A 26,386-nucleotide genomic window follows, 5' to 3' on the forward strand; every position below is an offset into this window, starting at 1 on the left:
CCGGTTTCTTCTATTGAGACTAAATTATCCTAGTTGTACCCACTAGGTACTAGATAGAGGAAAACTGCGCTAGAATAACTTAGGCAGGTGTATGCTGAAAAAAATAGAAGACATAGCAAGTGATAGGATTCAATAAATCAAAAAATATATTAGAAACATTACAATTATATGTTTAAATTTACTACTTTAGAGCCCTGTTTCACTTTAATATAAATATATCAATAAAGCATAAAATATTTAATATGGAATCAAACGTGCATATATTAAAGAGTAAAACTACCGCTATTATTCTTTCCTTGCTTTTAGGTGGCTTTGGTACGCATCATTTCTACGTAGGAAACGCAAGAAAAGGAATTTTGTATTTAATGTTCTGCTGGACGCTTATTCCAGCCGTTATTGCTTTTGTGGATTTCATCGGGTTGGTGACACAATCAGAAGATGATTTCAACCTGAAACACAATCCCGGTGAGTTTTATGAGAAGTACCGGAAACCGCTTCAGGTATCGCAACAGATGACCTTGAACGTTAACGCTCTCTATTCTTCTTTTGAAGAGTATAAGAGGGATGAGGAACTGCTGCAACTGCGGTAAATTCCCATTTTCCGCCTGTTTTCGTTAAAACAGGCAGGAAAGAATGTTTTGGGTTATTGGTTTTTGCTTGCCATTTACAACAAGAAGCCCTTGTAAATAAAATGTTTGCAAGGGCTTCTTGTTGTTCTGAGTACCCTCTGGCGGACTCCTATCGGACTTTTTTGTAGAGGATCTAGAAAGTAGTCTCCTAAGAGCTTGTTTATCTAGTACTCGGTGTTTTATCTTGTTCTAATTAACCTTCTGATTAGTTAATGACAGATGTTCCGCCCTCCTGCCGGTGGTTCCCGGCGAGTCTGGAGACTCGCTTCATCCTTTGTCACGAGACGGAACCCCGCTGAGCGTTTAGGAACTGTTTTGCGCAAAATAGCCCCTAAACGCTCAGCGGGGTTCCCTTCTCTACTGGCTGATCCTACCCCATATAAACCTCTCATTGTTGGCCTGTTTTCATAAAAGTAGCCTAAAAACGATGGTACAAGCGGATGCTTGCGCCAGTAGGAAATGAAAGACTCTAAACAGGTTCCAGATCAGAAGATTGAAAACAAGCCATTGACAGGGCTTCGGATTACTTTTCCAGAAACCGCTCAATGCCCAATTGAAGCCCCCGCAGTTCTGCCAGTCCCCTTAACCGACCGATGGCCGAGTAGCCGGGGTTGGTTTTCTTATTGAGGTCATCCAGCATCTTGTGCCCATGGTCAGGGCGGAAGGGCATGCGCAGGTCTTGCCGGCCGTTGGCTTTTCTTTCTCTTTGCTCTTCCAGCAGGGCCTTCATGACTTCAAACATATCCACGTCGCCGCTCAAGTGGTCGGCTTCGTAGAAATTGCCCTCCGCGTCACGGGTGGTGGCGCGTAGGTGCACGAAATGGATGCGCTCGCCCAGGCGTTGCACCATGCCGGCCAAATCATTGTCGGGCCGCACCCCGAAGGAGCCGGTGCAGAACGTTAACCCGTTGTTGGGACTTTCCACCGCGTTGTAGAGTTCATGGATATCGTTCTCGGTGCTCACCACGCGGGGTAGGCCCAAAATAGGGTAGGGCGGGTCGTCTGGATGGATGGCCAGCAGGACACCTGCCTCTTCGGCGGCCGGCACCACTTCCGACAAGAAGAAGTACAGGTTTGCCTTCAATTCTTTGGGGCCAATTCCATCATAGGAGGCCAGGGCTTGCAGAAACTCCTCCAAGGTGTAGCCTTCCTCAGAACCGGGCAAACCGGCGATGATGTTTTTGATGAGCAAGGCTCGGGCCTCCTCCGTCAAGGTTTCCATGAACGCCTGGGCTTTCTGCTTTTGTTCCGGCGAAAACGTTTCCTCGGCGCCGGGGCGCTTTAAGATGTACAACTCAAAGGCGGCGAAGGCGGTGGCATCAAAGCGGAGGGCGGTGGAGCCGTCGGGCATCGGGTAGTCCAGGTCGGTGCGGGTCCAGTCCAGGATGGGCATGAAGTTGTAGCACACAATGTCAATGCCGCAAGCGCCCAGGTTGCGCAGGCTCTGCCGGTAGTTTTCAATGTAGCGGGCGTAGTGGCCGGTGCGCTTCTTGATGTCTTCATGCACGGGTACGCTCTCTACCACCGACCACGTCAGACCGGCGGCTTCCACCAACTGCTTACGGGCCATGATTTCTTCCTTCGTCCAGACTTCGCCGTTGGGGATGTGGTGCAGGGCGGTCACCACGCCGGTGGCCCCGGCCTGGCATATGTCAGCGAGCGATACGGGATCTTTGGGGCCGTACCAGCGCCAGGTTTGTTCTAAGCTCATATTGTTCGTTTTTAGTTAGATGATCTATTGTTAAGAAAGAAGCCGTTTGGTTTCTTCTGGTCTCTGGCGGATGCGTCCGCTTTTGCCTTGTTTTGTCGGTTTCCTGTTTTCGGCCTGATTTTATAAAAACAGGCCGAAAACAGGAAATTGCCTTTTATTGGTTCAATTCCTCTACTAGGATTGGGCTTCCCTCCGCTGAAGTTTGTAGATCAGTAAGGCGATAGCCTCAAACCTCAATATAGGGAGCCCCGGCCCATAATTTTCTCACATCCCGAAGGTACAGATTTCCGCGTTTACCGCCTGTTTTCCGCAAAGCAGCCTCAAAACGCATCAAGCAGCGCTCCCCTCTCCGCGGGAGAGGGGTTGGGGGTGAGGTCTCTCTCTATCAAACGCCGCTGAAGGCACTGAAGCCCCCGTCAATGGGCACCACCACGCCGGTCACAAATTTAGAGCCGTCGCCGCAGAGCCACAGCAGCGTGCCCAGCAGATCCTCCGGCGTACCGAACCGCTCCATGGGCGTATGCGAAATGATGGTGTTGCCGCGGTCGGTTAAGCTGCCGTCTGCGGTGGTGAGCAAGGTACGGTTTTGCTCCGTGAGGAAGAAGCCCGGCGCCATGGCGTTCACCCTGATGCCTACCTTGGAGAAATGCACCGCCAGCCACTGCGTGAAATTGGAGACCGCCGCCTTGGCCCCGCTGTAGGCCGGAATCTTGGTGAGCGGCCGGAATGCGTTCATAGAGGAGACGTTGATGATGGTGGCCCCCTCGCGGCCCACCATGTCCCGGGCAAATACCTGGGTAGGCAGCAGCGTGCCTATGAAGTTGAGGTCAAAGACAAATTTGATGCCTTCGGGGTCCATGTCAAAGAACGTCTTGAGGCCTTCCTGCTCCGCTTCCAGGTCTTCGGCCAAGAGGAAGTTCTTGGACGTGGTTCCCTTGGGGTGGTTGCCGCCCGCGCCGTTGATTAGGATATCGCAGGGCCCCAGTTGCTGCAGCACCTGCGCGTGGGCGGTTTCCAGGCTGGCTTTGTCCAATACGTTGGCGGCAAGGCCCACGGCCTGTCCCCCTTCGCTTCTTATGTGGGCGGCCACTGCCTCGGCGGCCTCTGCTTTCAAGTCCAGGACGGCTACTTTTACGCCGTTGGCCGCCAGGGCCTTCGCCATGGTAGCGCACAGAACGCCGCCACCGCCGGTTACCACGGCCACTTTGCCCGCTAAATCTTCTGAGGTGAATTTCATATAGAGTTGGGTATCATTTAACTACGATTCCCAATAATTGTGAAAAAGCGCCGCCCAGAAAAATAACCGCCCAATTGGTTGGTCGCTTATCGTTCTAAATAAGGCTATGAAAATACAAGTGCTTGAAAGACAATGGTATGCAGGTGGGCGTTCTGCTTTGTTAGGCTACCGGCTGAAAGGGGAGGGGCTAAGGTTGTTGCGTTTAGAGGCTGTTTTCCGGAAAACGGGCTTGAAACAGCATTGGCGCAGACGCTCGCAGGTCTAAAGACGCTACGAGGTCTTTTGAGCAAGCGGAGTTGCTGGATGAGCCATCAAAAAACAGGCGCGAGACTCCAGTCTCGTGACACGAGATGAAGCGAGTCTCCAGACTTGCCGGGAGCCACCGATGGAAAGGCAAAACGTCTGTCTGCACGTCTTGTCTCAGGCCCGATTCCTGGAAAATAGCCGCTATTCGGCCTGATTGGGACGATTGGGCACCTATATCTGGATAATCATGGCCTGGGCATCCTGTACTTTTAAACCTGTAAAAAACGGGAAGCCCACGGTAGGAAACAAGCAAAGTGGCTTCAAGTAAAATCCCTCATCACCCATTCAAATTCCGTCTTGATGTACCAAAAACTAATTTTCTTTCTATCCCTTCTCCTTTCCCCCTTCATGCTTTTGGCCCAGAACGACCGGCAGGGAAGCACGCGGCTCACCAACAACTGGGAGTTTATAAGAAGCGACTTGGGCGGCATCTGGGAAGCCGTTCGTCCGGTGAAGGGCGGTGACCCCGAGAGTGTGCCGGTGTGGTCGGCGGTTACGCTTCCGCACAGTTTCAACGCCCAGGATGCCGTGAACCCCAACACCAATTATTACCAGGGGCCGGGTTGGTACCGCACGCAACTGGAGGTCAACAACCCCCACGCGCAGGGCAGAACGTTGCTGCATTTTGAGGGTGCCGGGCAGAAAACCGACGTTTACGTCTACACCACCAAAGTAGGGTCGCACGTGGGCGGCTATGATGAATGGACCGTAGATATCACCGACGCCGTGGAGGCGTTCAAAAAGACGGCGGTCTTCAAATCCCAGTTCAAAGGCAAAGTGCCCATCTCCGTGAGGTGCGACAATTCCCGCGACCTGGAGTTGATACCCTCTGACCTTTCTGACTTCATGCTGTACGGCGGCCTCTACCGCTACCTGAATTTGGTGTATGTGCCCAAAGTGTCCGTGGACAAGGTATTCGCTTCTGCCCAGGTAGACGCGGCCGGGAAAGAAGGGCAGCTGAACGTGAAGGCCCGGTTCTTCAACCCAGCGAAAATCGGCGCCGCCGAAGTGACTGTGAAACTGCTAGACCCAAAGGGCAAAACCATCCAGCAACACAAAACCAAGGTGAATTCATTGGAGGGCGATGTGCCGGTGTGGACTGCCAAAGTGAAAAAGCCGCAGCTGTGGTCTCCGGCTTCGCCGATGTTGTACACCGTGGAGGTGACCGCCACCACGCCCCAGGGCACGCACACGCTGCGCGAGAAAATAGGGTTCCGGCACTTTGAGTTCGTGGAGAAGGGGCCCTTCCACCTGAACGGGAAACGCCTGCTGCTGCGCGGCACGCACCGCCACGAAGACCACGCGGGCGTTGCCAACGCCATGACCGAAGACCAGATTAGAGCCGAGCTGCTGATGATGAAAGACATTGGCGTCAATTTCATCCGGTTGGGCCACTACCAGCAGTCGCGCATTGTGCTGGATTTATGCGACAGTCTGGGTATTCTGGTGTGGGAGGAGATTCCGTGGTGCCGCGGCGGCTTGGGCGGCGACATTTTCAAAGACCAGGCCCGCAGTATGCTCACCAACATGATTGAGCAACACTACAACCACCCCTCGGTGATTATCTGGGGACTGGGCAACGAGAACGACTGGCCCGGCGATTTCCCGGAGTTCGACAAAGAGAAAATCAGGGAGTTCATGACCGAGCTCAACACGCTGTCGCACAAACTAGACCCCTCGCGCAAAACCGCCATCCGCCGCTGCGATTTCTGCAAAGACATTGTGGATGTGTACTCGCCCTCCATCTGGGCCGGTTGGTACCGCGGCGTCTATACCGAGTATAAAGAAGTGTCGCTCAAGGAGTTCAACCGCGTACCCAACTTCCTGCACGTGGAGTGGGGCGGCGACAGCCACGCCCGTCGGCACTCAGAGAACCCAGACAACGTGCTGGGCAGGATTGACACCGGCAAAGGGGCCGATGAACGCGCCGGCGATGCCTCTCTGGTAGGGGGCGCCACCCGGGTGTCCAAAGACGGCGACTGGAGCGAAAGCTACATCTGCAACCTTATTGACTGGCACTTGAAAGAACAGGAGACCATGCCCTGGCTCAGCGGCACCGCCTACTGGCCGTTCAAGGATTTTGCCACGCCCGTGCGGCCCGAGAACCCCGTGCCGTTCATGAACCAGAAAGGCATTGTGGAGCGTGACTTCACCAAAAAGGAATCTTACTACGTGTTCCAGTCTTACTGGACGGAGAAACCCATGGCGCACATCTACGGGCACAGCTGGCCGGTGCGCTGGGGCGAGGAAGGCGAAAAGAAAATGATAAAGGTCTATTCCAACTGCGACGAGGCCGAACTCTTTGTGGACGGCAAAAGCCAGGGCGTGAAAAAACGCAACAGCCAGGATTTCCCGGCCGCCGGTCTGCGTTGGATGGTGCCGCTCTCCGCCGGAAAACACACCGTGAAAGTAGTGGCCCGCAAAGGCAAAGCCACCGTCACCGATGAAATCTCCTTTGAGTACCAGACCCAGAAATGGGGAAAGCCCGCCAAACTGGTGCTGGAGCAAGTGGCCCTGGAAAACGATACCGCCACCGTGCAGGTGCGCGCCTATGACCAACACAACGTGCTCTGCCTGGATGCCGCCAATTTCGTGCAGTTCGGGCTCACCGGCGACGGCCACCTGATTGACAACCAGGGAACTTCCACCGGAGCCAGCAAAGTGCAACTCTACAATGGCCGCGCCCTCATCAAAATAGCCACCAACAAAGGCAAGAACGTGGTGAGCGTCACTTCAGAAGGCCTGCCTACGCAACTGTTGCAATTATCTTCTGAGAAGGAGGGTAAGGTAGGGGAGGCCCGCAAGTAGAGTGTTTACTGTTTTATTTGAATACGGGAAAGGGTGTTGTAGGGGCGTATCGCATACGCCCTACGCATTGCTGATAACTGTAGGCACAGGTCTCGACCTATCTGGAATGCGCGGGGGCGTATGCGATACGCCCCTACAATTCCCTCATTCCCGAATTCACCTTAACATCAAATCAACCTCCATCGTGCAGAAAATTATCCTACTAGTCCTGCTGTTTTCGGCCTGTTTTCTGAAAACGGAGGCAAAACCAGGGGATACCGGGAAAGCCTTTGAAAAGAAGGTGACCAGGGTGCTGCGGGCGCAGATTCTGAAGGAGGCCGCCTGGGCGCTTACGCAGGAACCGGTTACCGTCACGGCCACGGTGGCGGTGAGAAGCGCGGGCGGCGTTCACGATTTCTATTCTGAGGGCGATTACTGGTGGCCCAATCCTGAGAACCCGGAGGGGCCGTACATCCAGCAGGACGGGATGACCAACCCAGACAACTTTGTGGCGCACCGCGAGGCAATGATTCGGTTCAGCCGGGTGGTGGGGGCGCTGGCCTCGGCCTATAAGATGACCGGTGACCTCAAGTATGCGCGGCACGCCTTCCGCCATTTGAATGCCTGGTTTGTAGACCAGAAAACGTTCATGAACCCATCGCTCAACTTCGCGCAGGCGATTAAAGGGAAAGCGACCGGACGGGGCATCGGGATTATTGACACCATTCACCTGATGGAAGTGGCGCAGGGCGTACTGGTGATGGAGAATGCGGAAGGGGTGGAGCTGGAGGCGGTGGCGCGCATCAAAGACTGGTTTCGGCAGTACCTCACCTGGCTCACCACGCACCCCTACGGCCTGGAGGAAATGAACTGGAAAAACAACCACGGCACCTGCTGGGCCATGCAAGTGGCCTCGTTCGCGCGCCTCACCGGAGATACCCAACTGCTGGACTTCTGCCGGAAACGCTACCAGGAGGTGCTGCTCCCGAACCAGATGGCCCTGAACGGGAGTTTTCCGCTGGAACTGGCCAGAACCAAACCCTACGGCTATTCGCTGTTCAACCTGGATGCCATGGCCATGCTGGCCTATCTCCTCACCGACAACACCCACAACCTTTGGGCCTATCAAACCCCAGAAGGGAAATCCATAGAGAAAGGCATCGCATTCCTGTACCCGTACGTCACCGATAAAAGCCGATGGCCTTACGCGCAGGATGTCATGTATTGGGAGCATTGGCCCGTGGCGCAGCCTTTCCTGCTCATCGGGGCCAGGAAAGCCAACCAGAAAGACTGGTTCAACACCTGGAAAAAGCTGGAACACGCCCCACAAGAGGCAGAAGTCATCCGCAACCTACCCATCCGAAATCCGCTTATCTGGCTGTAGCCTCCTCTGGTAAGTTGTCCCTAGCGATGAAGGCTAGTTTTGGCCTGTTTTTCAAAAAACAGCCTTTACTTCTTCCAAACGCAGTCCATCAATCCCTGCCTGCAGGACAAAAGATGGCCTCTGGTAGAGACGCAATTCGTTGCGTCTTGCACGCATTTCTATTTCATAGAGCCAAGACGCAACGTATTGCGTCTCTACCTTTTAACGGAATGTCTGCTGCACCGCACACAATAAAATAAATTGGAGAAAGAGCCATTGAAATTTTGCTAAACAATTGGCCTGAGGGGAATAAATACCTAAATTTAGGGGATGCTTACCAGTCTTTCCATAAGAAAACCGCAAATTCACCGCCTGCCTCTTTTGTGGGTGATATGGGCGATAGGGACTTTCTCCGCAGGCCCCGCTTACGGGCAGCAAGACAAATTCTCTTTCCGGCACTTTTCCATCTCAGACGGGCTTTCCCAGAGCTCTGTCATCTCTGTGGCGCAGGATCAGAACGGGCTGATGTGGTTTGGCACCAGAGACGGCCTGAACAAATATGACGGCCACACCTTTACCCAATACAAGCACAACAAGCAGAACACGACCACCATCAGCAACAATGACATTACCAAGGTGGTGGCAGACTCCAAAGGCGATCTCTGGATCGGGACTTTCCACGGGCTTAACCGCTATGATTACCGGCAAGACAAATTCATCAGGTTTTACCACCGCAAAGGGGCTGCGGCCGGCCTCTCAGACAACCACGTCTGGGCTATCTGCGAGGCCCGCAACGGCGATCTCTGGATTGGCACCTCCAAGGGCTTGAACCGCTACAACCGCCAAAAAAACACCTTTGAGACATTCTACGCAGACCCCACGGCGGCCAACGGACTTTCCAGCGACTTCATCCTGGATATTCTGCAAGACAGAGACGGCTCTTTCTGGCTAGCCACCAACATGGGGCTGAACAGAATGACGCTGGGCAAGAACGGGAAACCATCGTTCACCAGATTTGTGCACCAGCCGGGCCGGGCCAATTCCCTCAGCAATAACCTTACCCAGAAACTGGCCCAAGATGCCCAGGGAAACCTTTGGGTAGGCACCAAGTCTGGCGGCCTGAACAAGTTAGACAAAAAAACCGGTTTGTGGCAGATTTTCAAAAACGAGCCGCTAAACCCAAACTCGCTCAGCCACGATGACGTCCGGACGCTTCAGTTTACCCCAGAGGGAAAACTGTGGGTAGGCACCTACATGGGCCTGAACCTTTTTGACCCCATAACCGGGCAGGCGCAGCGGTTGGTAAGTGAGAAAGAGAACCCGCAGTCTCTGAGCCGAAACTCCGTTAAATCGGTTTTCCTGGACAAGAAGGGCTCTTTGTGGGTAGGCACCTACTACGGCGGCCTCAACCTGCTGGACAGCCAGAACAGCAATTTCAAGAACTACAAAAACAAAACCACGCAGGGCGGGCTCAACTTTGACGTAATCAGTGCCATCAAAGAAGACGCGCAGGGCAACCTCTATATTGGCACCGAAGGCGGCGGGGTGAACGTGCTGAACCCCAGAACCCACCAGTTCAGCTACCTCCGGCGGAATGACTCGCCCCAATCACTCAGCAACAACAACGTAAAGTCCTTGCTGCTAGACAACCAGCAGCATCTTTGGGTGGGCACCTTCAATGCCGGTCTCAACATTGTGAACCTGAAAACGGGGCATATCAAGAAGTACCGGAGAGAAGCCGGTGATCCGCTCTCCATCAGCAATGACAATATCTATTCTATTGTGCAGCAGAATGATAGCCTCTTTTGGCTGGGGACGCACGGCGGCGGGCTCAATCTTTTCAACCGCCAGACCGGCAAGGCCATCGCGCTCTTTGAAGGCACTACAAACAACCTTTCCAGCAACTTGGTCAGAACGCTTCTGAAAGACGCCAGGGGCAATCTGTGGGTGGGCACGCAGTACGGACTTAACTTGCTGCCGGCGCAGGAACTTTCGGCGGACACGCCCCAATTCAAGCGTTTTTTCTACGATGAGGAATTGCTGACCGGCGAGGATGTCCTGACCATTTTTGAGGATAGCCAAAAAAGAATCTGGGTGGGCACCAGCGCCTCGGGCCTGAGCTTGTATGACCCCGCCGCCGGCACGTTCAAAACCCACCACCTGGCCCGCATGACCGGCTCGGCCAGCAACCTGGTGCACGGCATTCTGGAAGACCAGGCGCAGAACCTGTGGATCAGTACCAACCAGGGTCTGTTGAAATACCATCCCGGCAAGAAGACCTTTAAAGTGTACAATGAGATAGACGGGGTGGTCTCCAATGAATTCAACAACAACTCCCGCCTGAAAGCCCGCAACGGGTACATGTATTTCGGGAGTTTGGCCGGCCTGACCAGTTTCCACCCCGACAGTATTTCCCGGAACCGCTACGCCCCGCCGGTGGTGCTCACGGATTTCAAACTGTTCGGGAAGTCCGTGAAGGCCGGGGAAAAGGAAAGCGTGCTGGACAGGATCATCTCGGCCACCAGAGACGTGGTGCTGGACTATGACCAAGCCATTTTCAGCATTGATTTCGCCTTGCCCAGCTTTGTGAACTCCAAAAAGAACCAGTATGCCTACCGCCTGAAAGGGCTGGAGGAGGAATGGAACTACACCACCAGCAACAGTGCCACCTACACCATCCAGGCGGCCGGCGATTACGTGTTTGAAGTGAAAGGTGCCAACAATGACGGGCTCTGGACGGCCGCGCCCACCACGCTCATGGTGCGCGTGAACCCGGCTCCCTGGTTTTCCTGGTGGGCTTTCCTGGTCTACGCGCTCCTGGTGGTCGCCGCCATTTACCAGTGGATGAAGGTTCTGCTGTCACGCTCCAAACTGCAGCACGCCCTGGAACTGGAGCATCTGGACAAGCAGCGGCAAGAGGAACTGAACCAAATGAAAATTCAGTTCTTTACCAATGTCTCGCATGAGTTCCGGACGCCGCTCACGTTGATTCTGGCCCCGCTGGAGCAGTTGGTGGCTAAGTTCAGGGACGAGAAAGACACGTTTAAGCAGTTGGTGACCATGGAGAACAACGCCAATCGCTTGCGCCGCCTCATTGATGAGCTGATGGACTTCCGGAAATACGAGAACAACGGGCTGCGCCTGAAAGCATCTGAGGGGAATATTGTGAAGTTTGTGGAAGATGTGTACGCCTCGTTCCAGCAGTTTGCCGAGATTCAAAAGTACCAGTACAGCTTCAGCAGCGACGCGGATTCCATTCTGGCGTGGTATGACCGCGAGAAACTGGAACGCGTGGTGCTCAACCTCATCTCCAACGCGTTCAAGTACACCCCGCGCGGCGGTACTATCGTGGTACGCGTGCAGCAACTTCCCACTTCTGTGGAAATCAGGATCACCGACAACGGCGTGGGCATTGAGGAGGAACATCTGGAGAAAATCTTTGACCGGTTCTATGAGGTAGACCAGAGCCAGAACCTTTTGATAACCAAATACAACAAGGGCACCGGCATCGGCCTGGCGCTGGCCAAAGGCATCGTGAACCTGCATTCGGGTAAGATTGAGGTGAAAAGCAAGAAGAAAGAGGGCAGCACCTTTGCGGTGGAATTGCCGCTGGGCAACGCGCACCTGCAACCGGAGCAAATGGTGAACAGCTTGCGCTCCAGCGAAGAAATGGAGCACTATGAGATAGAAACCGTGGTGCCCGCCGAGGTGGAGGAACTGGATCTGGTGACGGCGGTTCCGCGCCGGTTTGAGCGGAGCGTGCTGGTGGTGGAGGACAATGACAATCTCCGTAAATTCATCTCCCAGATGTTCCAGGACGAATACCACGTGTTGGAAGCCGCCCACGGCCAGGAAGGCCTGGAACTGGCCCAACGCCACGTACCCGATATTATTATCAGTGACGTGATGATGCCGGAGATGGACGGCATTGAATTCTGTGCCCTGGTCAAGTCTAACCTGGAGACCAGCCACATCCCGTTCATCCTGCTTACCGCCCGCACCTCCCAGCAATATAAGTACGAAGGCCTGGAAACCGGGGCAGACGATTACCTCAACAAGCCGTTCAACGTGCAGGAACTCACCTTCAAGGTACGGAACCTGGTTACCACGCAGCAGAAACTCAAAGACAGGTTCGCCAGCCAAACCGTGGTGAAACCCAAGGAAATCACGGTTTCCTCCCTGGATGAGAAACTGCTGGAGAAAGCCCTGGTCATTGTGGAGGAGAACATCTCCAACGAAACCTTTGACATTGCCACCTTCTGCGAGGAACTGGGCGTAAGCCGCACCATGCTCTTCACCAAAGTAAAAGCCTGGACCAACCTCACGCCCAATGAGTTCATCCATACCATGCGCATGAAGCGCGCCGCCCAATTGCTGGAGCAGCACAAACTCAACATCTCCGAGGTAGGCTATGAAGTAGGTTTCCGCAACCCCAAGTACTTCAGCAAATGTTTCCACAAGCATTATTCAGAAACCCCTACCGCCTACGCCAAACGCTTCGCCGCTCAGAAAGTGGAAAAGAGTCCTGAGTTCTGAGTCGCGAGTCTTTTGTGTTGTGGCCCATATTATTCCTGCTGTTCGGGATTTCCAATCCCGAACCACTCTGTCGGGGATTTCCAATCCCCGGTGTGTCCCAGACCAAAAGGCTTTGAGGCACGGGGATTAGAAAATCCCTGACAGACAGCTTTTGAATTTATAAATCCGAAAGAGCGTAGCAGCTACCATGGGCTGTTCTGACTTGAGTCAGTTGACCGTTGAAGAAAACCAACACCATAATCCTCCTTCCCGCCGCCAAAACCCCCTTCTGTACTTCTATACCCCCAACTCTGGACGATATTACGGGCAAAAACCACCAACTTACCTTCAGAAATTCAGCCGCTGATTAACCTGAAGTACGAATGAAGAAAATCATATACACCTTTTGCCTGGTAGGAGCCACGGTTCTGCTGGGATGCTCCCCAACGGCGCAGCCGCAAACCTCCAACGTGGAGAAAACAACTCCTGATGACCAGTTGATTGCCGCCGCCTTGCAACGGCTGGAGAAAGGCCTCGCGTTACCGCCCGATTCCAACCATATCCCGCGGGCGCTGGAGCCAGACGGAAGCATCAGGGGCGTGAAATCGCAGGACTGGACGAGCGGATTTTTTCCGGGCAACCTCTGGATGGCCTACGGAGTCACCAATGATGCCAGGTACAAAGCACAGGCCGAGAAATGGACGGCGTTTATAGAAAAAGAGAAGTACAACGGACGCACCCATGACATGGGCTTTAAGGTGAACTGCAGTTTCGGGCAGGGGTACGCGCTCACCCAGAATCCCGCTTACAAAGCGGTGCTGATTAAAAGTGCCCAGACGCTCATGACCCGCTACAACCCCAAAGTGGGCAGCCTTCGGTCTTGGGACCATAATCGGGACAAATGGGCGTTTCCCGTGATTATTGACAACATGCTCAACCTGGAACTGCTGTTTCTGGCCACCAAACTCACCGGCGATTCCTCTTTTTACAAAGTGGCCAACCAGCACGCGCTCACCACCATGCAACACCACTTCCGGCCAGATTACAGCACCTACCATGTGGTGGATTATGACACGCTTACCGGCAAGGTGGTCTCCAAGGCCACGCACCAGGGCTACGCCGATGGTTCTTCATGGGCGCGCGGTCAGGCTTGGGCGCTGTACGGCTATTCCATGATGTACCGCGAGACCGGCGACAAGCGGTTCCTGCAACAGGCCCAGAACATCGGGCAGTTTATCCTCAACCATAAAAACCTCCCCGCCGACCTGGTGCCTTACTGGGACTTTGACGCGCCCAACATCCCCAACGCCCCCCGCGATGCTTCTGCGGCTGCGGTGATGGCCTCGGCGTTCTATGAACTGTGCACCTTTTCTCCCGAACACAAAGCTAGATTCAAGGCTGCCGCCGATAAAATAGTGGCTTCCCTGTCGTCACCCGCCTACCTGGCACCGCTTTCGGCTAAGCACCCTTTTATTCTGCTGCACAGCACCGGCAATCACCCTAAAAATGACGAGATAGACACGCCCATCATTTACGGGGACTACTACTATCTGGAGGCGCTGCTTCGCAAGAAGAAATTGGCGAACAACCCTTCTTAGGGCGGCTTCCATCAATTTGCAGCAATCAGAAAATAAGATTTGGACAGAATGAGAGAGAAAGCACAAATACGAATAATATCCCTTTTCCTGGTGCTGGCCTGGCTGTTGGCGCGCCCGCTGCAAGCCCAGAACCTGACCAAGGAGTTTCCGAAGGCGTTTACCATCACCGTCACCAATCCGCTGAACCAGAGCCGGGAAGAGGCGATGGTGTTGGTAGGGGAGGAGCAGCTGAGAAAAGCCCATAAAAGATTCAATACTATGGCGTTTGTGGTAATGGACGGCGCTGCCGAAATCCCGAGCCAGTACAACCACCAAGACCCCAGACAAGCCGGAATCGTGCTGGTGCTGAAAAGCATGCAACCCAGGGAAAGCCGCACGCTCACGGTTCGGTACAAATCCGCCGGGGAAGTGAAACGCGTTTATGAGAAGCGCACCCAGGCAGAGCTTTCCGTGAAAGAAGGTGGTCAGTTTCAGGGTAAAAAGTACGTGGGCGGCAAGTTTCAAAACGTGCAAGCGCTGCGGGTACCCGCTGAGCACACCGACCACTCCAACTACATCCGCTACGAAGGGCCGGGCTGGGAATCGGACAAAGTTGCCTACCGCTATTACCTGGACTGGCGCAACGCGGTGGATGTGTTCGGGAAGCGCACCCAAGAAATGGTGTTGCAGAACGTGGGCCAGCAAGGGCTGGAATCGTACCACAACCTGCAGCCCTGGGGCATGGACATCATGAAAGTGGCCAATTCGCTGGGCGTGGGCTCGGTGGCTACGTTTCACGGCGGCAAAGCGGAGCGGGTAGAGAAAACCGACAGCACCCTTGTTTCCATCACCGAGAACGGCAACCTGTATTCCTCCGTTAAAACGGATTATTACGGGTGGCAGGCGGCGGGGCAGAAAGTGAATTTGCACTCCCTGTTGAGCATCCACGCCGGTACGCGCCTCACCCGCCACCAGGTGCAGTTCACGGGCGGCTCTTTGCCCAACATTACCACCGGCCTTATCCGGGACACCCTCGCCAAGGTACATAAAAACAAAGGCAACCAGCACCAATTCGGGTATTTGGCGAGCTACGGCAAGCAAAGCCTGAACAAAGACAAACTAGGCGTGGCCGTGCTCTTCAAGAACCAGGATTTCCTGGAGTTTACGCAGGATGCCAATAGCAACGTGGTTACCCTAAAGCCCACCAACAGGCAGGCGGAATACTACTACGTGGCGGCCTGGGAACTGGAACCCAACGGCATCCAAACCGAGGCGGAGTTTCTGGGCTATCTCACTAAAATTGGCCAAGAACTGGCAAACCCGGTCACCGTACGCATAAACAAAAAATAGCGTTTCCTTCCTAAGAAGATCCCTCCTGTTTTTGGCCTGTTTTCCTGAAAACAGGCCAAAAACAGGAGGGATATAAGTTGATGAACGCGAAGCGGTTTGGATATTAAAAGAATGCGGCAAGCGTCCGCTGGTGGTGCGTTTCGGGGCTGTTCTTCTGAAAACAGGCCAAAAATAGGAAATTCAAGGTAAGAGAAATAAGGCACAAGCAGACGCTTGAGGCAGTGACATAAATATTCCGTTTTGGGGCTGATTCCTGGAAAACAGCCCGTAAACGCACCTCTCCTCCGAAGATTAAACCGCAGAAGGAAGGGAATTTTACCATAATAAGCATGACCATGAAGGATTTTCCTGCAATAAAAAACGTGTATGTTCAGTTGACCGGCCTGGTGCTCTTGTGCCTCGTCTTTTGCGCTGGATTTGCTCAGGCCAACCCCAGAACCAAGACCAGCATCAACAGCGTATGGCAGTTCTACAAAGGCGATATCGCGGGTTTCCCGAGCCAAGCCGCGAAGGTGGATTGGGAGATGGTGAACCTGCCGCACAGTTGGAACGCGCTAGACGTGATGGACGACAAGCCGGGCTACTACCGGGGCATAGGGTGGTACCGCAAGAGCATCAGCCTCTCGCCGCAGTACAGAGGCAAGGAGGTGTTTCTTTATTTTGAGGGCGCGAACCAGGAAGTGGAGGTGTACGTGAACGGCCAGAAAGCCGGCAGCCACATCGGCGGATACACGCGGTTCAGCATTCCGGTGACCAAGCTGCTCAAGCTGGCGGACGGCCAAAACACCGTGAATGAGATTGCCATCAAGGTCGATAACAAGTTCAACGAAGACATCCCCACCCTCACCGCCGATTTCACCTTCTTCGGAGGCATTTACCGCGATGTGTTCCTGGTGGCTACCAGCCCGGTGCATTTTGATTTGGAGGACAACGCGTCTAACGGCATCTACCTCACTACGCCCGCCGTGAGCAAAGACCGGGCCTCGGTCAACCTAAAAGGCAGGTTGGTCAACAGCACCTCCGGCACCCGCAGAGCGCAGGTGGTGACCACCGTCTGGGATAAAGACAAAAAGCAGATTGCGCAGCAGAAAACCACATATCGGCTAAAGCCGAGGGAGAAACTGACGTTTGGGCAAGACCTGAAAAACATTGCCAACCCGCAGTTGTGGTCGCCGGACAGTCCTTATTTGTACACCGTCACTACGCAGGTGTATGACGCGCAGAACAACCAATTGCTGGATGAGGTGACCAATCCGCTGGGCTTCCGGTGGTTTAGGTTTGATGCCGCGCAGGGCTTTTTCCTGAACGGAAAACCCTTGAAACTCATCGGCGCGAGCCGCCACCAGGATTATCAGGGCATGGGCAACGCGGTGTCAGATGCCTTGCAGATAAAGGACGTGAAACTGTTGAAGGAAATGGGCGGCAATTTCCTGCGCGTGGCGCATTACCCGCATGACCCGGTGATTCTGGAGATGTGCGACAAACTGGGGCTGCTCACCGCCGTGGAAGTGCCCATCATCAACACCATCACTGAGTCTGAGGCCTTCGCGACGAACTCCAAGAACATGCACCTGGAGATGATAAAGCAGAATTTCAACCACCCCAGTGTGATTATCTGGGCATACATGAACGAGATTCTGCTTCGGCCGAAGTACGCCGATGACAAGGCCCGGCAGCAAATCTATTTTGACAGAATCACCGCCCTAGCGCAGGAACTGGAAGACCTCACCCGCCGCGAAGACCCCTCGCGCTACACCATGATTCCGAACCATGGGGCCTTTGAGCTGTACAAAAAGCAGCGCCTCACCGACATTCCCATGCTGGTGGGCTGGAACCTCTACAAAGGCTGGTACAGCGGCACCCTGGACGATTTCGGCACGTATCTGGACCGCCACCGCAAAGAACTACCCACCAAACCGCTGCTGATAACCGAGTATGGCGCCGATGCCGACCCCCGGGTGCGGAGCAACACGCCCGTGCGCTTTGACAAAAGCATGGAATACGCCGTGCAGTTCCACCAGGTGTATCTGCGCGAGATGATGAACCGCCCCTTCGTGGCCGCCGGCATGATTTGGAACCTCGCGGATTTCAACTCCGAAGGCCGCGAGGAATCCATGCCGCACGTCAACAACAAGGGCATCACCACCCTTAACCGCACGCCCAAGGACATCTATTACTATTATCAGGCGCATCTGCTTCAGCGGCCTTTCGTAAAAATCGGTTCCCGGAATTGGGTCAACCGGGGCGGCCTTGCCGATGCCCAAAACGCCAATACCTCCACCCAAACGTTGCAGGTGTTCACCAATGCTGAGAAAGTGCAACTGATTGTAAACGGCCGGAAACTGGGGGAGAAAAGCGCCAAAGAGAAAGTAGCCGAGTGGCAGGTGCCATTCACCCAGGGCCTGAACACCGTGGAGGCCCTGGTGACCATCAACGGGCAGGAGCACCGCGATTTCATGGAAGTGCCCTTTGACGTGCAGCCTCGGCAATTCGCGGCGGCCGCGCAGCCGTTTGAGGAGCTGAATGTGCTGCTGGGCGCGAAACGCCTGTACATTGATCCCACCAATCATCAGGTTTGGCTCCCCAGCCAACCATACCAGCCCGGCAGTTGGGGCAGCGTGGGCGGCGAGCCCTACAAACTGCAGAACACCGCCCGCCTGAGCTACGGCTCCGACAAAAACATCCAAGGCACCGAGCACGACCCGGTGTACCAGACACAGTTGATGGGTTTGGAGCAATACAAATTGGACGTGCCGCAGGGCTCCTATGAAGTGACCCTGCACTTCGCGGAACTGGTGGGCGGCACCACCAAAGAAGCCCTGCCTTACAACCTGGACAACACCGTAGTGCAGGAGCAATCTGAGGAACGCATCTTTGACGTGTACCTCAATGGGAAACTGGTGCTGGAGAACTTCAACATCGCGCAGGAATACGGATACGCCCGCGCCGCCGCCCATAGAATAGAGGTTGCCGTGGCCGGGAAAGAAGGCATCCAGCTTAGCTTCAAAAGCAAGAAAGGCCAGCCGGTACTTAATGCAGTGCAGGTGCGGAAAGTGTATTAGTTTTCCGTTTTGGGCCTGTTTTATGCTAAACAGGCCTGAAACACCAATCCAAAGAATCTATCAAATCGAATCCTTCTATTACCCAAACTGTATGAAGAACCTTCTGCTTGCCTGTTGCTTTCTGCTGATGGCCTCCTCCTGCGCGACTGGTCAGCAACCGAACGTGTCTCCGGAAAAAGGATGGTCTTCCAAATACGTGTCGCGGAACCCAGACGGTAGTTTGCGGTACCACCCAGATGCGAAGGGGAATATCATCCCAGATTTCAGTCGGGTGGGGTATCACCAGGGGAATAAGGAAATTCCGGAGGTAGCGGTGGTGAAGACGGTGCAGGCGGCTAAAAGCGGCTCCAGCCAGGAAATCATCCAGCAGGCTATTGAAGAGGTATCGGCAAGAACCCCGGACAAGAACGGTTTCAGGGGCGCTATTCTGCTCAAGAAAGGGACGTACCATATTCCGGGCAGCTTGGAAATCAAAGCGAGCGGCGTGGTTTTACGGGGAGAAGGAGACAACGCCGAGGGCACCAAACTGGTGGCTACGGGCCAAGGGAAACGCTCGCTGCTGGAAGTAAAAGGCCAAGGGAGTGTAAAGGAAGTGCCTAACACCAGAACCAAAATCAACGATGCCTTTGTGCCCACCGGCGCCATGTCGTTCAGGGTAGCTTCGGTGGCCGGCCTGAAAGTGGGCGACAAGGTTATTCTGTTCCGTCCCGGCACGACCAACTGGATTGCCGACCTCAAGATGAACCAAATTGAGGCCAAGGAAAACACCAAGCAGTGGCAACCCAAGGAGTATGACCTGCATTTCCAACGCACCATCACGCACATCAAAGGCAGTGAGGTTTTTCTTGATAACCCCGTGGTGATGGAAATGGAAACCAAATACGGCGGCGGCGAACTCTATAAATACACGTTTGACGGCAGAATTACCGAGGTAGGCGTGGAGAATATCTACTTTGAGTCGGAGTTTGCCAATGACGAAGACGAGAACCACGGCTGGGTGGCGGTGGAATTCAACCGGGTAGAGAATGGCTGGGTCAGGAACGTGACCTCCCGGTACTTCGGGTATTCCTGCGTGAGTCTGGGCAATGACGCGAAGCAAATCACCGTCATAGATTCCAAATCCCTTGACCCGAAATCCATCATCATGGGCGGCCGCCGGTATTCCTTCAACAACGATGGGCAACTGAACCTGTTCCTGAACCTGCACGCCGAATTGGGAAGGCATGATTACGTGACCGGGCAGAAGGTGTTGGGCCCCAACGTGTTCTACAACTGCACGGCCACCAAGGCCCAAAGCGACATCGGCCCGCACCACCGCTGGGGGGTGGGCACCTTGTATGACAACATCACCACCGACGGGGAAATCAACATCCAAGACCGCGGCAACTGGGGCAGCGGCCACGGCTGGGCCGGCGTCACGCAGGTCATTTGGAACAGCCAGGCCAAGAAAGTCACCGTGCAAAGTCCGTGGGTTTCAGGCAAGAACTACGCCATCGGCCTGCAAGGCCAGAAAGTGGAAGGCCGCTTGAAAGGCCGGCCAGACGGTGAGTGGGAAGGTCTGAACCAAACGGGCATCCAGCCCTCGTCTTTGTACCAGGCGCAACTGCAAGAAAGAAAAGCCAAAAGCCTGAAGTGAAAAATTATGGTGTTGGCTTGCGCCGATGCCAGTGGAATGACGCGTTAGAACTCATGAAAGAAGCATCAGAAGTTGGAACCGAACCGGAAAATAAGGGGATGGATAAGGGAGGAAAGCCAAAGCCCACGGTGCTGGTGGTGGAGGACACCTTTGACATCCGCGATTTTCTGGTGGATTTGTTGGAGCCGCTGTACCACGTGTTAGAAGCATCGGACGGGCTGGAAGGCTGGGAAATTGCCATAGAGAAGCTGCCCGACCTCATTCTCAGCGACGTGACCATGCCCGAGATGGACGGGATTGAACTCACCCAGAAGTTGAAGGCGGATGAACGCACCAGCCACCTGCCCATCATCCTGCTCACCGCCCGCGGCACCGTAAACCACCAGGTGGAAGGGCTGGAGAAAGGGGCCGATGAGTACATCGCCAAGCCGTTCAACGTGCAGCTGCTGCTGCTCAAAATTAAAAACCTGCTCACCCTCAGCGAAAAACTGAAAGACCGGTACAGCCGCTTTGTGACACTTCAACCCCAGTTCCAAAAGATTGAGAACCCCGACGACAGATTCCTGCACAATCTCATGGCCATTCTGGAGACGAACCTCTCCAACCCCGACTTCAGCGTGATAGAATTAGGCAACCAGATTGGCATGAGCCGCCCCGTGCTGTTCCGGAAAACCAAGATGCTCACGGGCATGTCGGTGTTGGACCTGATTCGGTCGGTACGGCTGAAAAAGGCGGTGATGCTGCTGCGGCAAAACAAAATGACCGTGGCCGAGGTGGCCTATGAGGTGGGCTACAATGATCCCAAATACTTCAGCAAACTGTTCCGTAACCAGTTTGGGGACAGTCCCTCTGATTACGTGAAGTAACCTGTCTTTTGGTTGCTCCCAAGACGCTCGCAGCGTCTTTAGACCTGCGAGCGTCTGCGCCAATTCCGTTTCCAGCCTCTTTCCCTTAAAACAGCCCCAAAACGCTAAAGTGAGGGAGTACCACGCAAGCCTCTATGGCGCGGATTTACTTCCGTGACTTTTCTTTTGGATTTGTTACAAGTCACGGAAGTAAATCTGCGCCATAGAGGCCGTTTCCAGCCTGTTTTCCGCAAAACGTCCCCGACGCGCTAAGGAGCACTTCCGCAGGAAAACCAATGCATGCAAGAGGCAAGGCCGTGCCTGATCTCTACAATAAGGTTTCTGTGTTTCTGCCCTGTTTTCCGCAACACAGCCCTAAAACGCAAAAGCGGAACTCCCCTCTCCGCGGGAGAGGGGCTGGGGGGGGGAGGTCTGCTTTTGCGTTTTGATGCCTATTTCCTGAAAACAGGTCAGAAACGGAATTCCGCTTACAGCAGTGGTTTCTATTGACTAGAGGCCCTATAAAGAGGGGAAAAGGAGTAATATTTTTGAAAATCCTCATTTTTCTCCGGCCTCAGAACTTTTCGACACCCTTAGTTGAACGATATGTATCCATCGGTTCGGGGGAATGTTGTTAATATTGTAAACCGCTGGATGACAAAGCCCTCAGATTTGAGAAACCCTTCAACCAAAGGGCCGCTCGCCGGTGAATGAAGTAGGAGAGGTGCCCCCGTCCCTTTTTACTCCAAGAATAGACTTCACCTTGTATCCCTGTCCCTATGCTTTATTTTTTTAACTAAACGCTATGCATACATACCTACCTTGTAAAAAAGTACATAGGCAACTCCTGCTGGGGATGCTGTTCCTGCTCATGGGGCTTCCGGCCTGGGCCCAAGTCAATGTGTCGGGCAAAGTAACCTCACCAGAGGGCGAGGCCCTGATTGGGGTGGCCGTGGTGGTGCAGGGCACCAGCATTGGAACCTCCACCGATGTGAACGGCGCCTATACCCTCACGGCTCCTTCCGCCTCGTCGGTGTTGGTGTTCTCGTACATCGGTTTCCAGAACACCAAGGTGACCGTGGGTGCGCAAACCACTATTAACGTGACCTTGAAAACCGATGCCCAGTCTTTGGACGAGGTGGTGGTGGTGGGGTACGGCACCCAGGATGCCCGCGACGTGACCGGTTCCATTGTCTCTGTGAACGCCGAGAAAATAAGCGAACGCCAGCCCGTAGACATCTATGACGCTCTGCAAGGGCAGGCCGCCGGGGTGCAGATCAACTCAGATAGCCGGCCGGGGGCCGAGTCCTCCATCAGAATCAGGGGTACCTCTACGCTGGAAGGCGGGGTGAACCCGCTGTTTGTGGTGGACGGCGTGCCCATGGACAACATTGACGGCATCAACCCCAACGATGTGCAGTCCATTGAGATTTTGAAAGATGCGGCCTCCGCGGCCATTTACGGCTCGCGTTCCGCCAACGGGGTGATTATTATCACCACCAAGCGGGGCGTGGAAGGCAAGCCCAAGATTGACGTGCGCTACAACCACATGCTCAGCCAACTGGCGCACAAACTGCCGGTGGCCAACGCCAACGACCGCCGCGTGTACGAACGTAAAATGGCCGGTGGCACCAGCGGCGGTAGCGGCTTGAACGCCGACTCCCTGAACCCGGCCTTCAACGCCGACAATGACCTGCAGGACATGATTACCAGAACCGCCACCCGGCACCAGCTGGATTTCACGGTGAGCGGCGCCTCAGACAAACTGAACTACTACACCAGCCTTGGCTACCTGGACGACGAGGGCATCATCCTCAACAGCTGGGCCAAGCAGGTGCGGGGCAGGATCAACATAAACTACAAAGCCTCCAAGCGCTTCGAGTTCGGAAACCGGATGCAGTTCTCTTACATCACCGAGAACCGGATAAGCGAGGGGAACGTGCTGCGGCAGGCCACCCAGCGTCCACCTACCTTTAGAGTATATCTGCCGGACGGCACCCTGGCCCCCATCATTGCGGGGCGGAGAAACCCGCTGGCCGAAGCCTTATTGGAGACAAACGAGTACCAGACTTACTCGGGCAACGTCTACAATTTCCTGACCTTCCAAATCATGGACGGCCTTAAGCTTACCACAGACTTCAACATCAGGTTTACCTACGGAGACCATGCCTATTTCACCCCCAAGCTGCTGAACAACGGCGTGAACGAAGGAGGCTACGCCAACAACGCAGACACCTACTGGATGCAGCAGAACTACCTGAACTATGACAAGACCTTCGGGGATGACCACACGTTCAATGCCGTTTTAGGGGTGAGTGCCGAGAAATGGATTGACAAAGACGCCCAGATTGAAGGCAGCAACTACGTGACGGAGTCCATCCTTACGTCCAACGCCATCGGGAACAAAGCCTTGGGCGAGATCTACAACAATGAGAGCCGACACACGCTGGCGGGGGTATTCGGCCGGCTAGGCTACAGCTACAAGAGCAAGTACATGGTGAACCTGGTGGTGCGCCGCGACGGCTCTTCCCGCTTCGGTAAAAACAACAAGTGGGGAAGCTACCCGTCCGCCTCGGTGGGCTGGCGCTTCACCGATGAGCCGTTCATGGCCTGGGCCCAGAGCATCCTGCAAGACGGAAAGCTGCGCGTGAGCTACGGCGAGACCGGCAACGAGCGCATCGGGAACTATGACGCCCTGGAGAGATACACGTTCGGGAGCAACTACTATAACGGGGTGTTGGGCATTGTGCCCTCCAGCATGATGGGCAACGATGACCTGAGCTGGGAAACCACCAAGCAGTTCAACGTGGGGGTAGACCTTTCCCTTGTCAGCAACCGCATTTCCTTCACCGCCGACTATTACGACAAAGTGACCGAGAACCTTTTGTACGGCGCGCCGCTTCCGGGCGAGATCGGGTACACCAGCACCCGGGTGAACTTCGGTTCCATCCAGAACAAAGGGTTTGAGTTCACCCTCAACACCTACCCCATCAGAGGCAAAGACTTTACCTGGAACCTTTCGTACAACATGGCTTTCAACAGAAGCACCGTGAAAGAACTGTTCGGGGGTATTCCCTTGACCACTTCGGGCAGATGGTTGCTGGAAGAAGGCGGGGCGCTGGGTAACTTCTACGGCTACAGAAACCTGGGGGTGTATGCTTACAATGAATCCAACGCCTACACGCCAGACGGGGTGCGTTTAACGCCTGTTTTCAACGAAGGCGGCACGTTTGTGAACTACACCTTGAACGGCGAACAGTACACCGGAACCGTGCAACAGCTGAAGATGCCCAACGGCGTGTCTAAAGGCGGCGACGTGATTTGGGAAGATGCCAACAAAGATTTCATCATTGATGACAAAGACCGCATGGTGTTGGGCAACGCCCAGCCAGATTTCATTGCCGGCCTTTACAACCAGGTTTCCTACAAAGGCCTCAGCCTGTCCTTCAACCTGTACGCCCAGTGGGGAAACAAAATCTATAACAAAGGCCGCTACGAGCAAGGCGGTTTCCGGACCACCAACATCACCCCAGACCGGTACATGATTTATGCCGCCTGGGAGAAACCCGGTGACGTGACCGATGTGCCCCGCGCCGTCATCGCCAACAACACCACCATGAACAACATGCCAGAGCTGAGCAGCTTCTTCCTGGAAGACGGTTCCTTCATCCGCCTCAGAAACGTGCGTTTGACCTACGCCTTTGAGCCTTCCCTCACCAAAAGGGTGAAACTGAACGGCCTGAGCGTCTACGTGTACGGGAACAACCTGCTCACCTGGACCAATTACACCTGGTATGACCCTGAAATCAGCTTGGGAAGCCCGCTTTCCATGGGCGAAGACAACGGCCGGTACCCTAGAAGCAGACAAGTGGGCGTGGGCCTTAACCTCAACTTTTAATTAGCAGAAAGATGAAGAAGATATTTTATATATGTTTTTTACCGCTGTTCCTGTCCGTGTCTTCCTGCGAGGATTTCCTGGATGAGCAGCCCGTCTCAGAACTGTCGGCCGACCGGTTCTGGAAAAACCAGGATGACGTGGTGGCCGGTATCGCCGGCATGTATGACGGTTTGCAAACCGTAGTGAGCGAGCGCTACATTGATTGGGGAGAAGGCCGGTCAGACAATTTCATGCACGGCCCTACCGCCACCCGCGAGGTGAAGTTCTCGTTCAACGGCCTCACGGCCGATTTGCCGCAGCTTAACTGGGATGATCTGTACACCACCATTCTGCGGGCCAACCTGGCCATCAAATACATTCCTGAGATCACGGGCAGCGGCCTGACCCAGGCGGCCAAAAACAACTACCTGGCCCAAGCCCACGCCGTGCGCGCTTACTGCCACTTTCTGGGCCTGAAAGTCTGGGGCGATGTTCCCCTGGTGCTGGAACCGGTAACCGACCGTAACATCAAAATGGAGCGCACCGCCGCCGACGCCGTTCTGGCCAAAGTGGTGGAAGACCTGAACCTGGCCGCCACCCTGGTAGACCCTGCCAACACCAACGTGTATGAAATCAACCTGGGCGGCATTTACGCCATCTTAACCGATGCGTACATGTGGCAGAAAGACTACGCCAAAGCCGTGGAAACCACTACCAAAATCACGCAGCTGAACCGGTACGCCCTGGCAACTACGCCCACTGAATGGAACGCGATCTTCACAGCCCCCAATACCTCCAAAGAGGCCATCTGGAGCATTTTCTGGGCTTTTGAGCAGGACGGCAGCAACGCCTTGCCCGCCAGAATAGGCAGCAGCAGCAACACCAGTCTGTATGAGATGGATGTGGCGGTGCTGGAGAAATGGCAAACCCAAAAGAACGATTTCCGGAGGTACCTCACCTATGACACCACGCAGGCCTTGTCTGGGGCTATCACCGATATTTACAAGCACTTCCCGTTGGTAGGGGGCAAACAGACGCTGCCGCAACAGTCGCAGGGCGTGGTGCAGAATTCCCTGTACCGCCTGTCAGACATTCTGTTGATGCGCGCCGAGGCCCTGAACATGCTGGGAGGCACCGCCGATAAAGCTGCCGCCGTGACCCTCCTGAACCAGATAAAATCCAGGGCCAAGGTGCCGTTGGTAACCGTAAGCCAGTTTACCACGCAAAAACAATTGGAGACCGCTATTCTGGACGAACGCCAATTTGAGCTCTTCGCCGAGGGCAAACGGTGGTTTGACCTGCGTAGAACCGGCCGCGTGATTGAGGTGATGGATCCGGTGCTGCGCCGCAGGCAAGCGGCAAGAGGTTTGACCGTGACTGGTTTCGGAGACCCCGGCTTTATCTTGTTTCCCATCAGCCGCGACGCCCTCAACGAGAACCCGAACCTGCAGCAGAACGCTCCTTATTCCAGATAACCTTAATTGACCTAGA

At 54.6% G+C, this 26,386-nt stretch carries 13 protein-coding genes; 11 read left to right on the plus strand and 2 right to left on the minus strand.

The window, feature by feature from the left end; genetic code table 11:
• The first annotated feature begins 242 nt into the window (after nucleotides 1-242).
• Nucleotides 243-590 (plus strand): TM2 domain-containing protein, encoded by a 348-nt coding sequence (locus tag HHO50_RS19210; RefSeq protein ID WP_181308555.1) that lies wholly within the window; start codon nucleotides 243-245, stop codon nucleotides 588-590.
• A 562-nt stretch (nucleotides 591-1,152) separates the two neighbouring features.
• Here HHO50_RS19210 and uxuA read toward each other — a convergent pair.
• Nucleotides 1,153-2,340 (minus strand): mannonate dehydratase, encoded by a 1,188-nt coding sequence (gene uxuA / locus HHO50_RS19215; protein WP_181308557.1) that lies wholly within the window; start codon nucleotides 2,338-2,340, stop codon nucleotides 1,153-1,155.
• Nucleotides 2,341-2,725: 385 nt separating this feature from the next.
• On the minus strand, nucleotides 2,726-3,577 hold the full coding sequence (locus tag HHO50_RS19220; protein ID WP_181308559.1) for an SDR family oxidoreductase: 852 nt from the start codon (nucleotides 3,575-3,577) through the stop codon (nucleotides 2,726-2,728).
• A gap of 606 nt (nucleotides 3,578-4,183) precedes the next feature.
• Here HHO50_RS19220 and HHO50_RS19225 point away from each other — a divergent pair.
• The 10 genes from HHO50_RS19225 (at nucleotide 4,184) to HHO50_RS19270 (ending at nucleotide 26,370) form a co-directional block, all read left to right on the plus strand.
• On the plus strand, nucleotides 4,184-6,691 hold the full coding sequence (locus tag HHO50_RS19225; RefSeq protein ID WP_181308561.1) for a glycoside hydrolase family 2 TIM barrel-domain containing protein: 2,508 nt from the start codon (nucleotides 4,184-4,186) through the stop codon (nucleotides 6,689-6,691).
• 184 nt (nucleotides 6,692-6,875) lie between these two features.
• Nucleotides 6,876-8,054 carry an alginate lyase family protein gene (locus HHO50_RS19230; protein WP_370457650.1) on the plus strand — a complete coding sequence of 393 codons (1,179 nt, stop codon included), beginning with the start codon at nucleotides 6,876-6,878 and terminating at the stop codon, nucleotides 8,052-8,054.
• 309 nt (nucleotides 8,055-8,363) lie between these two features.
• Nucleotides 8,364-12,569, plus strand: coding sequence for a two-component regulator propeller domain-containing protein (locus tag HHO50_RS19235; RefSeq protein ID WP_181308565.1), 4,206 nt, complete (start codon nucleotides 8,364-8,366; stop codon nucleotides 12,567-12,569).
• A gap of 362 nt (nucleotides 12,570-12,931) precedes the next feature.
• Entirely contained in the window at nucleotides 12,932-14,146 is a 1,215-nt protein-coding gene (locus HHO50_RS19240) for a glycoside hydrolase family 88 protein (protein WP_181308567.1), read from the plus strand.
• 48 nt (nucleotides 14,147-14,194) lie between these two features.
• On the plus strand, nucleotides 14,195-15,475 hold the full coding sequence (locus tag HHO50_RS19245) for a DUF4861 domain-containing protein (protein ID WP_181308569.1): 1,281 nt from the start codon (nucleotides 14,195-14,197) through the stop codon (nucleotides 15,473-15,475).
• A gap of 335 nt (nucleotides 15,476-15,810) precedes the next feature.
• On the plus strand, nucleotides 15,811-18,537 hold the full coding sequence (locus HHO50_RS19250) for a glycoside hydrolase family 2 TIM barrel-domain containing protein (protein ID WP_181308570.1): 2,727 nt from the start codon (nucleotides 15,811-15,813) through the stop codon (nucleotides 18,535-18,537).
• A 91-nt stretch (nucleotides 18,538-18,628) separates the two neighbouring features.
• Nucleotides 18,629-20,173, plus strand: a complete 1,545-nt coding sequence (locus tag HHO50_RS19255) for a hypothetical protein (protein WP_181308572.1) — start codon at nucleotides 18,629-18,631, stop codon at nucleotides 20,171-20,173.
• A gap of 53 nt (nucleotides 20,174-20,226) precedes the next feature.
• On the plus strand, nucleotides 20,227-21,039 hold the full coding sequence (locus tag HHO50_RS19260; RefSeq protein ID WP_181308574.1) for a response regulator: 813 nt from the start codon (nucleotides 20,227-20,229) through the stop codon (nucleotides 21,037-21,039).
• Between the two features lie 784 nt (nucleotides 21,040-21,823).
• Nucleotides 21,824-24,916 (plus strand): TonB-dependent receptor, encoded by a 3,093-nt coding sequence (locus HHO50_RS19265; protein WP_181308576.1) that lies wholly within the window; start codon nucleotides 21,824-21,826, stop codon nucleotides 24,914-24,916.
• An 11-nt stretch (nucleotides 24,917-24,927) separates the two neighbouring features.
• Entirely contained in the window at nucleotides 24,928-26,370 is a 1,443-nt protein-coding gene (locus HHO50_RS19270) for a RagB/SusD family nutrient uptake outer membrane protein (RefSeq protein ID WP_181308578.1), read from the plus strand.
• The last annotated feature ends 16 nt before the right edge of the window (nucleotides 26,371-26,386 follow it).

It is taken from the genome of Rufibacter sp. XAAS-G3-1 (assembly GCF_013623775.1).
Taxonomy (GTDB): Bacteria; Bacteroidota; Bacteroidia; order Cytophagales; family Hymenobacteraceae; genus Nibribacter.

Excerpts from the sequence above, each read along its gene's own strand:
- HHO50_RS19210 (WP_181308555.1), top strand. The coding sequence starts at position 243 with ATGGAATCAAACGTGCATATATTAAAGAGTAAAACTACCGCTATTATT.
- HHO50_RS19265 (WP_181308576.1), top strand. The coding sequence starts at position 21,824 with ATGCATACATACCTACCTTGTAAAAAAGTACATAGGCAACTCCTGCTG.
- HHO50_RS19220 (WP_181308559.1), bottom strand. The coding sequence starts at position 3,577 with ATGAAATTCACCTCAGAAGATTTAGCGGGCAAAGTGGCCGTGGTAACC.
- HHO50_RS19240 (WP_181308567.1), top strand. The coding sequence starts at position 12,932 with ATGAAGAAAATCATATACACCTTTTGCCTGGTAGGAGCCACGGTTCTG.
- uxuA (WP_181308557.1), bottom strand. The coding sequence starts at position 2,340 with ATGAGCTTAGAACAAACCTGGCGCTGGTACGGCCCCAAAGATCCCGTA.
- HHO50_RS19255 (WP_181308572.1), top strand. The coding sequence starts at position 18,629 with ATGAAGAACCTTCTGCTTGCCTGTTGCTTTCTGCTGATGGCCTCCTCC.
- HHO50_RS19270 (WP_181308578.1), top strand. The coding sequence starts at position 24,928 with ATGAAGAAGATATTTTATATATGTTTTTTACCGCTGTTCCTGTCCGTG.
- HHO50_RS19235 (WP_181308565.1), top strand. The coding sequence starts at position 8,364 with ATGCTTACCAGTCTTTCCATAAGAAAACCGCAAATTCACCGCCTGCCT.
- HHO50_RS19225 (WP_181308561.1), top strand. The coding sequence starts at position 4,184 with ATGTACCAAAAACTAATTTTCTTTCTATCCCTTCTCCTTTCCCCCTTC.
- HHO50_RS19250 (WP_181308570.1), top strand. The coding sequence starts at position 15,811 with ATGAAGGATTTTCCTGCAATAAAAAACGTGTATGTTCAGTTGACCGGC.
- HHO50_RS19260 (WP_181308574.1), top strand. The coding sequence starts at position 20,227 with ATGAAAGAAGCATCAGAAGTTGGAACCGAACCGGAAAATAAGGGGATG.
- HHO50_RS19245 (WP_181308569.1), top strand. The coding sequence starts at position 14,195 with ATGAGAGAGAAAGCACAAATACGAATAATATCCCTTTTCCTGGTGCTG.